The sequence below is a fragment of the Luteimicrobium sp. DT211 genome, assembly GCF_049844995.1.
Taxonomy (GTDB): Bacteria; Actinomycetota; Actinomycetes; order Actinomycetales; family Cellulomonadaceae; genus Luteimicrobium.
Genome location: NZ_JBNCMC010000009.1, coordinates 56,172 through 68,901, shown reverse-complemented (window position 1 = coordinate 68,901; position 12,730 = coordinate 56,172). Strand labels below are relative to the sequence as shown.

At 75.3% G+C, this 12,730-nt stretch carries 11 protein-coding genes; all 11 read left to right on the top strand.

Translation table 11 applies throughout. The features are described 5' to 3' along the window. Positions 1-8 precede the first annotated feature (8 nt). A complete protein-coding gene (gene dhaK, locus ACLQ14_RS16800; RefSeq protein WP_425815109.1) occupies positions 9-1,004 on the top strand; it encodes a dihydroxyacetone kinase subunit DhaK in 996 nt (331 codons plus the stop codon). 52 nt (positions 1,005-1,056) lie between these two features. Further along, positions 1,057-1,716, top strand: a complete 660-nt coding sequence (dhaL, locus tag ACLQ14_RS16795) for a dihydroxyacetone kinase subunit DhaL (RefSeq protein ID WP_425815107.1) — start codon at positions 1,057-1,059, stop codon at positions 1,714-1,716. Next, positions 1,713-2,459, top strand: coding sequence for a dihydroxyacetone kinase phosphoryl donor subunit DhaM (gene dhaM / locus ACLQ14_RS16790; RefSeq protein WP_425815105.1), 747 nt, complete (start codon positions 1,713-1,715; stop codon positions 2,457-2,459). Before dhaL ends, dhaM begins: the two co-directional genes overlap by 4 nt. A gap of 82 nt (positions 2,460-2,541) precedes the next feature. Beyond that, positions 2,542-3,081, top strand: coding sequence for a DUF4233 domain-containing protein (locus tag ACLQ14_RS16785; RefSeq protein ID WP_425815103.1), 540 nt, complete (start codon positions 2,542-2,544; stop codon positions 3,079-3,081). A gap of 53 nt (positions 3,082-3,134) precedes the next feature. Then, complete coding sequence (gene ndk, locus ACLQ14_RS16780; protein WP_386797911.1) at positions 3,135-3,569, top strand: nucleoside-diphosphate kinase; 435 nt, start codon at positions 3,135-3,137, stop codon at positions 3,567-3,569. A gap of 84 nt (positions 3,570-3,653) precedes the next feature. Next, positions 3,654-7,244: a chromosome segregation protein SMC gene (gene smc / locus ACLQ14_RS16775; RefSeq protein WP_425815100.1), complete on the top strand. Its 3,591-nt coding sequence runs from the start codon at positions 3,654-3,656 to the stop codon at positions 7,242-7,244. Between the two features lie 175 nt (positions 7,245-7,419). Beyond that, a complete protein-coding gene (locus tag ACLQ14_RS16770) occupies positions 7,420-7,740 on the top strand; it encodes a hypothetical protein (RefSeq protein WP_425815098.1) in 321 nt (106 codons plus the stop codon). Positions 7,741-7,828: 88 nt separating this feature from the next. Beyond that, on the top strand, positions 7,829-9,022 hold the full coding sequence (gene ftsY / locus ACLQ14_RS16765) for a signal recognition particle-docking protein FtsY (protein WP_425815096.1): 1,194 nt from the start codon (positions 7,829-7,831) through the stop codon (positions 9,020-9,022). A 157-nt stretch (positions 9,023-9,179) separates the two neighbouring features. Beyond that, entirely contained in the window at positions 9,180-10,514 is a 1,335-nt protein-coding gene (locus ACLQ14_RS16760) for an ammonium transporter (protein ID WP_425815094.1), read from the top strand. Next, positions 10,511-10,849, top strand: a complete 339-nt coding sequence (locus tag ACLQ14_RS16755) for a P-II family nitrogen regulator (protein WP_425815093.1) — start codon at positions 10,511-10,513, stop codon at positions 10,847-10,849. Before ACLQ14_RS16760 ends, ACLQ14_RS16755 begins: the two co-directional genes overlap by 4 nt. Before the next feature lie 3 nt (positions 10,850-10,852). Then, positions 10,853-12,673: a [protein-PII] uridylyltransferase gene (locus ACLQ14_RS16750; protein WP_425815091.1), complete on the top strand. Its 1,821-nt coding sequence runs from the start codon at positions 10,853-10,855 to the stop codon at positions 12,671-12,673. The last annotated feature ends 57 nt before the right edge of the window (positions 12,674-12,730 follow it).

The following is a 12,730-nucleotide window of genomic DNA, read 5'->3' as shown; positions in this document are numbered from 1 at the left end:
CGAGCACAGTGAAGAAGCTGCTGAACGATCCCGCGAACGCCGTCGTCGAGTCCGTGGAGGGCTTCGCCGCGGCGCACTCCGACATCGTCGAGGCGCACTACGACCCGATCTACGTGACGAGGGTCGGCGGCGCCGTCCAGGGCAAGGTCGGGCTGGTCTCCGGCGGTGGTTCGGGGCACGAGCCGCTGCACGCCGGCTTCGTCGGGCAGGGCATGCTCGACGCCGCCGTGCCGGGCCCGGTGTTCACGTCGCCGACGCCGGACCAGATCGCCCCGGCGTTCGTCGCGTCGAACGGTGGCGCGGGCGTCCTCGCGATCGTGAAGAACTACACGGGCGACGTCCTGAACTTCGAGACTGCGGTCGAGCTGGCGGAGGCCGAGGACGTGGAGGTCGCGTCGGTCGTCGTGAACGACGACGTGGCCGTCGAGGACTCCCTCTACACGGCGGGACGCCGCGGCGTCGCCGGGACGGTGTGCGTCGAGAAGATCGCGGGCGCGGCGGCGGACCGCGGCGACGACCTCGCGGGGGTCGCGGCCGTCGCGGGGCGTGTGGTCGCGAACGTGCGGTCGATGGGCGTGGCGCTGACGGCGTGCACGGTCCCGGCGTCGGGCCGGCCCAGCTTCGACCTGCCGGACGACGAGGTCGAGATCGGCATCGGAATCCACGGCGAGCCCGGACGGCACCGGATCGGCCTGGAGCCGGCGGACGCGATCACGCAGCGCCTGCTCGACCCGGTCGCGGACGACCTGGCCCTGGCGGGCGGCGAGAACGTGCTGCTGTTCGTCAACGGGATGGGCGGGACGCCGTCGTCGGAGCTGTACGTCGTCTATCGTCAGGCGCGCAAGCTGCTCGAGGCACGGGGCGTCGTCGTGACGCGCTCGCTGGTCGGCAACTACGTGACCTCGCTCGAGATGCAGGGCGCGTCGGTGACCGTCCTGCGGCTCGACGACGAGCTGACGACCCTGTGGGACGCTCCCGTGCACACGGCGGCGCTGCGCTGGTGACGCCGGCGGGCACCGGCCGAGGAGCACGGACGACGAGAACGAGGAGGGCGGCATGGCGGCTGACGTGGCATGGGCGGAACGCTGGGTCCGGGGATGCGCGCGCAGCATCGCGGAGCACAAGGACGAGCTGACCGAGCTGGACCGGCAGATCGGCGACGGCGACCACGGCGAGAACATGAACCGCGGCTTCACGGCGGTCGTCGCCAAGCTCGACGCGCTGCCGGAGCCCCCGGCGCACGTCTCGGACGTCCTCAAGCTCGTCGCGACGACGCTGATGTCGACCGTCGGCGGCGCCGCCGGCCCCCTGTACGGGACGGCGTTCCTGCGGGCCGCGAAGGTCGCGGACCTGCCGGAGCTCGACGGCCGCGGGGTCGTCGCGGTCCTGGAGGGCGCGCTCGAGGGGGTCCAGGCGCGCGGGAAGGCGACGGTCGGCGAGAAGACCATGGTCGACGCGCTCAGCCCAGCCGTGCAGGCGGCGGTCCAGGCCGCCGACGAGGGCGGCGACGCGCGTGCCGTGTTCGCCGCGGCCGCCGCTGCCGCGCAGCGGGGGGCCGAGGAGACCATCCCGCTGCTCGCGACGAAGGGCCGCGCGAGCTACCTCGGCGAGCGCAGCGTCGGGCACGAGGACCCGGGCGCCGCGTCGACGGCGCTGGTGCTCGCGGCCGGGGTGGCCGCGTCCGAGGGCGCGGACGGCGGGGAACCGCTGCCATGACGGACCCCGACACAGGCCGCCCGCACACCGCGCTCGTCCTCGTCTCCCACGCGGACGAGCTCGCCCGCGGCGCCGCCCGGCTCGCCGCGCAGATGGCCCCGGCCGTCACGATCGAGGTCGCGGGCGGGCTGCCCGACGGCGGCCTCGGGACCGACTTCGATCGCGTCCAGGAGGCGCTCGGGCGGGCGCTCGCGGCCGCGGACGGCGTCGTCGTCCTGGCCGACCTCGGTTCGGCGATCCTCACGGTCGAGTCCGCGACCGAGTTCCTCGACGCCGACGACGCCGCGCGCGTCCACCTCGCGACCGCGCCGTTCGTCGAGGGCGCGGTCGCCGCTGCGGTGTCCGCGAACGGGGGCGCGGGCGCGGAGGAGGTCCTGCGGGTCGCGGAGCGCGCCGGCGGGTCCTTCGCGCCGACGACGACGCCGGGACCGCCGGCGCCCGCCGCGCTCGACGCCGGCGGCAGGGCGGGCCTGGGCGCGCCCGCCGAGGTGCTGCGCCGGACCGTGACGATCCGTAACGCGCTCGGCCTGCACGCGCGCCCCGCGGCCGAGCTCGCGCGGACGGCGTCCGGATTCGACGCCGAGGTGACGGTCGGCGGGGTCGAGGCCGCGAGCGTCCTCGAGCTCATGGGCCTCGGCGCGACGGGCGGGCAGGCGGTCGAGGTCACCGCGCAGGGGCCGGAGGCCGCCGAGGCGCTCGACGCCGTGGCCGGTGCGATCGAGGGCGGCTTCGGCGAGGCCTGACCGCCGCCCCTCCGCGAGGTAGACGGGCGGCCCGTCTGCTTCGCGAGAGTGGGGGAGCCGCGCCGGACCGTATCCTGGAGCGGTGAGCAGCACCCCCTCCGACGGACCCGCGCGGCCCGAGCCGCCGCGCCGCACCCTGCCCAAGGACGTGCCGCTGCCCGGCGACCGGATCAAGCCGCGCGCCGCAGCGAAGCCGCAGTTCACCCAGACGGTGCTGCTGCTCGAGGCGTTCGTCGTCTTCTTCTGCACCCTGGTCGCCTACGGGCTGCGGACCGTCCCGAACGCGTGGCCGCTGTTCGACCCGCCGAGCGGCGCGGTCATCTGGACCGTCGGGCTCGTGCTCTCGGTCGTCCTGCTCGTCCTGTCCCGCGTCGTGACCCGGCCGGGCGGCTACGTCGCAGGCACCGTCGTGCAGGTCCCGGTCATCGCCGGGGGCCTCGCTGTCCCGTTCATGTTCCTGGCGGGTGGCATCTTCGCGGTGCTCTGGGTGGCCGCCCTGCGGCTCGGCGGGCGCGTCGACGTGGAGCGCGCGCGCTACGACGCGGAGCACCCCGAGACCGCCCCGAACGTCCCGCCGCGCGCGGCCGGGCGCCGCCCGGCGGGCAGCGACCCTGCGAGCTGACGCGAGCGGGAACCGGGCAGGGCGGCCTTCGCCGCGCCGGTAGGGTGTGGCCCATGAGCACGCCGAACAGCACCGAACGCACCCTCGTCCTCGTCAAGCCCGACGGCGTCCGCCGCGGCCTCGTGGGGGAGATCCTGCGCCGGGTCGAGGCCAAGGGCTACACGCTCGCGGCGGTCCAGCTGCTCACGGCGTCCGACGACCTCCTCGCCGCGCACTACGCCGAGCACGAGGGCAAGCCGTTCTACGGCCCGCTGGTCGAGTTCATGAAGTCCGGGCCGGTCGTGGCCGTCGTCGCCGAGGGACAGGGCGTCATCGCCGGCTTCCGCTCGCTCGCGGGCGCGACCGACCCCACGGCGGCGGCTCCCGGCACGATCCGCGGCGACCTCGGCCGCGACTGGGGCCTCAAGGTCCAGCAGAACCTCGTGCACGGCTCGGACTCGACCGAGTCGGCCGAGCGGGAGATCGGGCTCTGGTTCCCCGGCCTGTGAGCCGCCCGGCCCCGCGGCGCCGGCCGACCCGGCGGGCGCCCGAGGTCCCCGGAATCCCGCGGCCGTCGAACTAGGCTCGGGGCCGTGCACCTCAAGACGCTCACGCTCCGCGGGTTCAAGTCGTTCGCGTCGGCGACGACGCTGCGGTTCGAGCCCGGCGTGACGTGCGTGGTGGGGCCGAACGGCTCGGGGAAGTCCAACGTCGTCGACGCGCTCGCCTGGGTGATGGGCGAGCAGGGCGCCAAGTCGCTGCGCGGCGGCAAGATGGAGGACGTCATCTTCGCCGGCACCTCCGGCCGCCCGCCGCTGGGCCGCGCCGAGGTCTCGCTCACCATCGACAACGCCGACGGCGCGCTGCCGATCGAGTACTCCGAGGTGACGATCAGCCGCACGCTGTTCCGCAGCGGCGGCAGCGAGTACGCGATCAACGGGTCGTCGTGCCGCCTGCTCGACATCCAGGACCTCCTCTCCGACTCGGGCATCGGGCGGGAGATGCACGTCGTCGTCGGCCAGGGCCAGCTCGACGCGGTCCTGCGCGCGACGCCCGAGGAGCGCCGGGGTTTCGTCGAGGAGGCCGCCGGAGTCCTCAAGCACCGCAAGCGCAAGGAGAAGGCGGTCCGCAAGCTCGACGCGATGCAGGGCAACCTCACGCGGCTCGCGGACCTCACGGCCGAGGTGCGGCGCCAGCTCGGGCCCCTCGGGCGGCAGGCCGAGGTGGCGCGCAAGGCGCAGACCATCCAGGCCGACGCCCGGGACGCGCGGTCTCGCCTCCTCGCCGACGACCTTGCGCAGGCGCTCGCGGCGCTCGAGCAGGACCTGGCCGGCGAGACCGCGCTCCGGGAGCAGCAGGCGCGCGTCGAGGCCGCCCTGGCGGCCGCACGTGAGGCCCTGGCCGCGCTCGAGCAGCAGGCCGCGGAGGCGAGCCCGGCCGTCGCCGAGGCCAACGACACCTACTACCGGCTGTCCGCGCTCCGCGAGCGGCTGCGCGGCACGCAGACCCTCGCGGCCGAGCGGCTGCGGCTGCTCGGCGCCGCGGAGCCGGTCCAGCGCGGCGCCGACCCCGACGACCTCGACGCGCAGGCCGAGCGCGCCCGCGACGCCGAGCGCGAGCTCACGAGCGAGGTCGAGCTCGCGCGCGCGGCGCTCGAGGCGGCGGTGGCCGGCAGGGCCGGGGCCGAGGACGCGGCAGCCGCCGCCGAGCGCGAGCTGGCGACGCTGCAGCGCGCCGCCGCCGACCGGCGCGAGGGCCTCGCTCGGCTCTCGGGCCAGGTCGCGGCGCAGCGTAGCCGCGTGGAGGCGACCCATGCCGAGCTGGGCCGGCTGCGCGAGGCCGTGGCCGAGGCCGAGCGCCGCGGCGTCGAGGCGGGGGCGCGCTTCACGGAGCTGGAGGCCCGGGTCGTCGGCGACGAGGCGGGCGAGGTCGACCTCGACACCGAGCACGAGGAGGCGTCCCGGGCGCTCGAGGCCGCGTCCGCGCGCGTCGCCGAGCTGCGCGAGCAGGCCGCCACGGCCGAGCGCGACCGCACGCAGTGGTCCGCGCGCGTCGAGGCGCTCGAGCTCAGCCTGGATCGCAAGGACGGCGCGGGCGCGCTGCTCGCCGACGACCGACCCGGCACGCTCGGCTCGGTGGCCGCGACCCTCGCCGTCGAGCCCGGCTTCGAGGACGCGGTCGCCGCCGCGCTCGGCCCGCTCGCCGACGCCGTCGCCGTCGAGTCGCTCGACATGGCGGTCGACGCCCTCCGCTGGTTGCGCGAGCAGGACGCCGGACGCGCGGCGCTCGTCGTCGGCGAACCCGCCGGGTCCGCGGCGCCTCGCCCCGACGACGTCCCGCTGCCCGACGGCGCCCGCTGGGCCTCCGACGTCGTCACCCCGGCCCCCGACGCGCGGGCGGGGATCGGCGCGCTGCTCGCGGACGTCGTCGTCGCGCCCGACCTCGCCCACGGGCGCGCCCTGGTCGCTGCGCACCCCCGCCTGCGGGTCGTGACCCTCGCCGGGGACCTGCTCGCCGGGGCGCACGCCGTGGGTGGCTCGGCCTCCTCGCCCAGCGTCCTGCACCTCCAGGCCGCGCTCGACGAGGGACGGCAGGCCCTCGACGTCGCCGTCGCGGCGGGGGAGCGCGCCCGCTTCGAGCTCGCCGGCGCCACCCGGGCCGAGGAGTCCGCCCGGGAACGGCACGACGAGACCCTCGCCCGCCTCAACGAGTCCGACGCGCGGCTCGCGGCCGTCGCCGAGGAGCTCGGGCACCTGGGCGCGACCGCCCGCGCGGCCCGCGCGGAGGCCGAGCGGGCGGGGGAGCGGCTCGCCGCGGCGGAGGCGTCGCTCGTCGAGCAGGAGGAGGCGCACGCGGCCCTCGCGGCCCGGCTCACGGCCGCCGAGCGAGCGCCCGAGGAGTCCGAGGACGCGATCGACGCGGCGGCCGCCGAGCGGGACGCGCGCGCCGAGGCCGCCACGGCGGCCCGGCAGCAGGAGACCGAGGCGCGCCTCGCTCTGCGGACGAGCGAGGAGCGGGCGCGCGCCCTGGCGGGCCGCGCCCAGTCGCTCGCCCGGGCGGCCGCCGCCGAGCGCGAGGCGCGCCGCGTCGCGGCCGAGCGCGAGCGGGCCCGAGCCGTCCAGGCGGCCCGTGCGCGCGCCGTCGGCGCCGGGGCCGCGGAGGCGGCGGGCGCCGTCGAGCGTGCCGTCGCCGGAGCCGCCGACGAGCGCGCCGCCGCCGAGGTCGCCCGCGCCGAGCGGGAGGCGGGGCTCGTCGCCGCCCGCGCCGACGTCGAGAAGCTCACGGGCGAGCTGCGCGAGCTCACCGACGTCGCCCACCGCGACGAGGTCGCGCGGGCGCAGCAGCAGCTCCGTGTCGAACAGCTCCAGCAGCGCGCCGTCGACGAGCTCGGGCTCGACCCCGAGGTGCTCGTCGACGAGTTCGGGCCGCACCGGCCGGTCCCTGTCCTCGGGGGCCCGCCCTCCGGGGGCGAGTCCGACGACGACGCCGAGGACGCCCCGCGCGAGGTCCCCTACGACCGCGCCGAGCAGGAGAAGCGGCTCCGGACCGCCGAGCGCGGACTCGGGCAGCTCGGCCGCGTCAACCCCCTCGCGCTCGAGGAGTTCGCCGCCCTCGAGGAGCGGCACACGTTCCTCACCGAGCAGCTCGCCGACCTCAAGAAGTCGCGCGCCGACCTGCTCGAGATCGTCAAGGAGATCGACGAGCGCGTCGAGCGGGTGTTCGCGGAGGCCTACGCCGACACGGCCGCCCAGTTCGAGCAGGTCTTCCCGCGGCTCTTCCCCGGGGGCGAGGGGCGGCTCGTGCTCACCGACCCGACCGACATGCTCGCCACCGGCATCGAGGTCGAGGCGCGGCCTGCTGGGAAGAAGGTCAAGCGACTGTCGCTGCTGTCCGGCGGCGAACGCTCCCTCACCGCTGTCGCGCTGCTCGTGTCCATCTTCAAGGCCCGGCCCAGCCCGTTCTACGTCATGGACGAGGTCGAGGCCGCGCTCGACGACACCAACCTCGGGCGGCTCCTCGAGATCTTCGCCGAGCTGCAGCGCGACTCCCAGCTCATCGTCATCACGCACCACAAGAGGACGATGGAGATCGCCGACGCGTTGTACGGCGTGACGATGCGTGGGGACGGCGTGACGACCGTGATCAGCCAGCGGCTGCGGTCGGAGGAGTCGGTCGGCGCGTAGGCGAGGACGCGTGCAGACTCGGCGAGGCGGGCTTGCCGCTCATCGACCTCCCACCACGTCACGGTGAGGTCACGGATCCGTAGCAGTTGTGTGCCCCGAGTGAAGGTGTGTATCGATTCGGATACGCACAGGGTGCCTGACGTGCGCGCCCAGGGTGGGCCACGATACTGGGACCGTGGTGCAGCTCTGGTTCTGGATGGTTCTCGCTCTCGTCGCCGCCGTCGCGGTGCTCTACGCCGTGCACCGGGTCGAGCGGCGGGACAACCCCGAGCTGCCCTCGACGGGGCTCAGGGGCTTCGCCGGTGACTTCCGCGCCGGCTGGCAGGACATCCGTGCCGAGCGCTTCGCGCGGCGCCACCCCGACCGGGCGCTCAACGTCGCCTCGCACCTCGCGCCGCCCGTCGTCGACACGGACCTCGACGAGGTGTTCGAGTGGTCCGAGCCCGACGACGCCGACCACGACTGGCACGACTGGCGGCACGCCGCCCGCGGCTGAGCGCACGAGGCCGGTCCCGCCGTCACCGGCCGACTGCGTCGAGCGGGTCGGGTAGGCCGAGGCCGCCGGGCCTGGAACACTGGTCCGCGTGAAGGACCTCTGGCTGTGGATCGTCATCGCTGTCGTGCTCGTCGCCCTCGTGGCGGGCTTCGTCGGGAACCGGGTCGCGACGTCGCGCAGGCGTGGCGCAGATGCGGGAGCGCCGCCCGTCGCGGAGGCACCGCCGTCCGCGGCGCCCGGGCCGGCCGGTGCGCCGGCCCCCGAGGCACCCGAGACGCCCGAGACGCCCGAGACCCCCGAGGCCGAGCTTCCCGAGGCGGCGCCCGCGCTCGAGCAGCCCGAGCCCGTCGCCGGCCGGCTGGTCCGGCTCCGGGGGCGGCTCGCCCGGTCCGGCTCGCCGCTCGGCGCGCGCCTGCTGGCGGTCCTCTCGCGCGACCACCTGACCGAGGACGACTGGGACGAGCTCGAGGAGACGCTCCTGCTCGCCGACGTCGGCGCCGGCCCGACGGGTGAGATCGTCGAGGCGCTGCGGACCCGCGTCCGCGTCGAGGGCGTGAAGGACGCGGCGCAGGTGCGTGAGCTGCTGCGCTCCGAGCTCCTCGCGATCGTGGACCCGACCCTCGACCGCTCGCTCGCGACCGAGCGTCACCCCGGCGCCGACGGGAACGACGTCCCGGCGGTGCTGCTCGTCGTCGGCGTCAACGGGACCGGCAAGACGACGACCATCGGCAAGCTCGCCCGCGTGCTCGTCGCGGAGGGGCGCACCGTCGTCCTCGGGGCCGCGGACACGTTCCGCGCCGCCGCCGCCGACCAGCTCCAGACCTGGGGCTCGCGCGTCGGCGTGCCGACGGTGCGCTCCGACCGTGACGGTGCCGACCCCGCCGCGGTGGCGTTCGACGCCGTCCGGACGGGGCGCACGGAGGGCGTGGACGTCGTCGTCGTCGACACCGCCGGCCGCCTGCAGAACAAGGCCGGTCTCATGGACGAGCTGGGGAAGATCACCCGGGTGATCACCAAGGAGGCGCCCCTCACCGAGGTGCTGCTGGTCCTCGACGCGACCACCGGCCAGAACGGGCTCACGCAGGCCCGCGTGTTCGGCGAGGTGGCCGGGGTCACCGGCATCGTGCTGACCAAGCTCGACGGCACGGCTCGCGGCGGGATCGTCGTCGCCGTGCAGCGCGAGCTCGGGGTGCCCGTGAAGCTCGTCGGTCTCGGCGAGGGCCCGGACGACCTCGCGCCGTTCGACCCCGAGGCGTTCGTCGACGGCCTCCTGGGCGACTGACGGCCGCGCGAAACCCAACATTTACGCTCGCGAGGTTCATGTCACCTGCCCGTAACACGGCCCGCGACCGAGTGAAACCTGTCGCCGAGAACGTTGTCCCCGACCGGCCGCCCAGGTCGGCGGAGGGAGAGACGGGCACATGGCAACAGGAGCCTTGATGGCAGCGGATGCCTTCAAGCTGGACACGGGCAACACGGCGTGGATGATGACGTCGGCGGTCATCGTGCTGATGATGACGGTCCCCGGGCTGGCGTTCTTCTACGGCGGCATGGTCCGCTCGAAGTCGGTCCTCAACATGATGGTGATGAACTTCGTCGCCGTCGGGGTCGTCGGGTTCATCTGGATCCTCTACGGGTACTCGATGACGTTCGCGGGCAACACGACGGGCTACGCGCAGTTCTTCGACAACCCGTTCAAGTACTTCGGCCTGGTCGGCCTTCAGGACGACGGCGGCCTGGGTGCCGCCACGGGCGTCCCGGCGCTCGTCGGGGTCGGGTTCCAGGCCACGTTCGCGGTCATCACGGTCGCGCTCATCACGGGCGCCATCGCCGACCGCATCAAGCTGGGCAGCTGGATCGCGTTCTCCGCCGTCTGGGTCACGGCCGTCTACTTCCCGCTCGCGCACATGGTGTGGGGCGGCGGCTTCCTCGGCGTCGGCGGCAAGGTCTCCGAGTGGCTGTCGACGCCCATCGACTTCGCGGGCGGCACGGTCGTCCACATCGACGCCGGTGCGGCGGGCCTCGCGCTCGCGCTGCTGCTGGGCCGCCGCAAGGGCTGGCCGAAGGAGCCGATGCGCCCCCACAACCTGCCGTACGTGATGCTGGGCGCGGCGCTCCTGTGGGTCGGCTGGTTCGGCTTCAACGCGGGCTCCGAGGGCGCGGCCGACGGCACCGCCGGGCGCGCGTGGATCAACACCTTCGTCGCCACCTGCGTCGCGATGCTCGCCTGGATGCTCACGGAGAAGTTCCGCGACGGCAAGGCCACGTCGCTGGGCGCCGCGTCGGGCGTCGTCGCCGGCCTCGTCGCGATCACCCCGGCCGCCGCGGCGGTCGACTCGTACGGCGCGATCGTCATCGGCCTGGTGGCCGGCGTCGTCTGCGCGCTCGCCGTCGGGCTCAAGTTCAAGTTCGGCTTCGACGACGCGCTCGACGTGGTCGGCGTCCACCTCGTCGGCGGCCTGACGGGCACGATCCTCATCGGCTTCTTCGCGACGAACAAGCAGGGCGGCTGGTACCCCGACGGCGCCAAGAACGGCCTGCTCTACGGCGGCGGCCTGACCCAGCTCGCGACCCAGGTGCTGGTCGCCGTGATCGCCGTCGTGTTCTCCTTCGTGCTGACCTACGTGATCGGATACATCATCAAGGCCATCACCGGCCTGCGCGTGGCCGAGGGCGACGAGGTCGGCGGCGTCGACTTCGCCATCCACGGTGAGACCGCGTACGACACCACCCCCGCCACCGGCGGGCGCGTCAAGGAGGGCATCTCGGCATGAAGCTCGTCACCGCAATCATCCAGCCTCACCGGCTCGACGACGTGAAGTCGGCCCTCGAGGCGGCCGGCGTCAAGGGCATGACCGTCTCGGAGGCGAGCGGCTACGGGCGCCAGAAGGGCCACACCGAGGTCTACCGCGGCGCCGAGTACACCGTGGACCTGGTCCCGAAGGTCCGCGTCGAGGTCCTCGTGGACGACCCGGACGCGTCGGCCGTGACCGAGGCGATCGTCTCGGCGTCGCAGACCGGCAAGATCGGCGACGGCAAGGTCTGGACCGTCCCGGTGGACGCGGTCACCCGGGTCCGCACCGGGGAGAACGGCGCGGAGGCGCTCTAGCCGATGACCGACCCACGACAGCCTGCCAGGGGGCAGCAGCCTGTCGGGGAGCCGCACGAGCCGCAGGTCCCGGGCCCCGCTGGGGTCCGGGACCTGCGGTCCGCGCTCCTCGAGACCGGGACCCGCCTGTCGGGTCCGGGACGCAGCGGCGTCGCGCGTCGCGCGGCGCTCGTCGAGCTCGTCGAGGACGCGCTCCGGGGACTGTGGTCGGAGGCGACCTCGGACCTCGCCGACGACGACGGCGCGACGCCGGGCCTGGCGCTCGCCGCGGTCGGCAGCCTCGGCCGGCGTGACCTGGGGCCGGCGAGCGACCTCGACCTCGTCCTCGTCCACGACGGGCGGACCCACGACGCGGACACCGTGACGCGCGTCGCCGAGGGTCTGTGGTACCCGCTGTGGGACGCGAAGATCGAGCTCGACCATGCGGTCCGCACGCTGTCGCAGTGCCGCCAGGTGGCGTCCAAGGACCTGCCGGCGGCGGTCGGCTGGCTCGACGTGCGCCCGGTGGCGGGCGACGCCGTCGTGGTCCACCGGGCGGCGTCGGCGGTGCTGGGGGACTGGCGGTCGGCGTCGCGCCGCCGCCTGCCCGAGCTGCTTGCGTCGACCAAGGAGCGCGCCGACCGCTTCGGCGAGCTCGCCTACCTGATCGAGCCGGACCTCAAGGAGTCCCGCGGCGGCATCCGTGACGCCGTCGTGCTCTCCGCGCTCGCGGCGACCTGGCTCACGGACCGCCCGCACGGCGACGTCGACCGGGCCGCGTCCCACCTCCTCGACGTGCGCGACGCCGTCCACGTGGTCGCGCGCCGGCACACCAACCGGCTGGTCCTGCAGGACCTCGACGACGTGGCCGCGGTCGCCGGCTACGACGACGGCGACGCCCTCCTCGCGAGCCTCGCCGAGTCCGGGCGCGAGGTCAGCTACGCGCTCGACACGACGGTGCGCCGGGCCCGGCAGTCGCTCCAGCGTCCGCGCCTCGGCCGGCCCGTCCTCGTCCGGGGTCGACGCGCCGCGCCCCGGCTGCGCCCCGTGGGGGACGGGCTGGTCGAGCACGACGGCGAGCTCGTCCTCGCCGTCGACGCCCACCCCGAGGCCGACCCGGTCCTCCCGCTGCGGGCGGCGGCGACGGCGGCGCGCACGGGCCTCGTGCTGTCGCCCGTCTCGGTCGGCTCGCTGGCTCGCTGTCCCGCCCTGCCCGAGCCCTGGCCTCGCGCAGCCCGTCAGGCGTTCCTCACCCTGCTCGGCAGCGGCCACGCCCAGGTGCCGGTCTGGGAGGCGCTCGACCTCGCGGGCATCGTGACCACCTGGATCCCCGAGTGGGCAGGGGTGCGGAACCGCCCGCAGCGCGCCGCGATCCATCTGCACACCGTCGACCGGCACCTGGTCGAGGTGGTCGCGCGGGCCGCCCGGGACAAGCGGCAGGTCGCGCTGGGCGACACGCTCCTGCTCGCCGCGCTCCTGCACGACATCGGCAAACGAGCCGGCGCCACGGACCACTCCGTCGAGGGAGCGCGGCTCGTCCCGGCGATCCTCGACCGGATGGGCTTCGAGCCCGGCGTGCGCGACGACGTCGCGCTGCTCGTGCGCCAGCACCTGACGCTGTCGCGGCTCGCCGTCGGCTCTGACCCGGACGACCCGGAGACGGTCGCGGCGCTCGCCGCCGCGGTGGACCACCGGGCCGACCTGCTCGAGGCGCTGCGCGCCCTGACCGAGGCCGACGCCTCCTCGCTCGGGCCGGGCGCGTGGACGGCGTGGCGCCGTCGGCTCGTCGACGACCTCACCGGGCTCACGAGGGTCGCGCTGGGGGGCGTCGCAGCCGACGGATAGGGGTGGGGGCGCGGCCCGACGCCCGCGGGTCCGAGCCCGCCGGGTAGGCTGGTGACG

Excerpts from the sequence above, each read along its gene's own strand:
- ACLQ14_RS16760 (WP_425815094.1), top strand. The coding sequence starts at position 9,180 with ATGGCAGCGGATGCCTTCAAGCTGGACACGGGCAACACGGCGTGGATG.
- ACLQ14_RS16750 (WP_425815091.1), top strand. The coding sequence starts at position 10,853 with ATGACCGACCCACGACAGCCTGCCAGGGGGCAGCAGCCTGTCGGGGAG.
- ndk (WP_386797911.1), top strand. The coding sequence starts at position 3,135 with ATGAGCACGCCGAACAGCACCGAACGCACCCTCGTCCTCGTCAAGCCC.
- ACLQ14_RS16755 (WP_425815093.1), top strand. The coding sequence starts at position 10,511 with ATGAAGCTCGTCACCGCAATCATCCAGCCTCACCGGCTCGACGACGTG.
- dhaM (WP_425815105.1), top strand. The coding sequence starts at position 1,713 with ATGACGGACCCCGACACAGGCCGCCCGCACACCGCGCTCGTCCTCGTC.
- dhaL (WP_425815107.1), top strand. The coding sequence starts at position 1,057 with ATGGCGGCTGACGTGGCATGGGCGGAACGCTGGGTCCGGGGATGCGCG.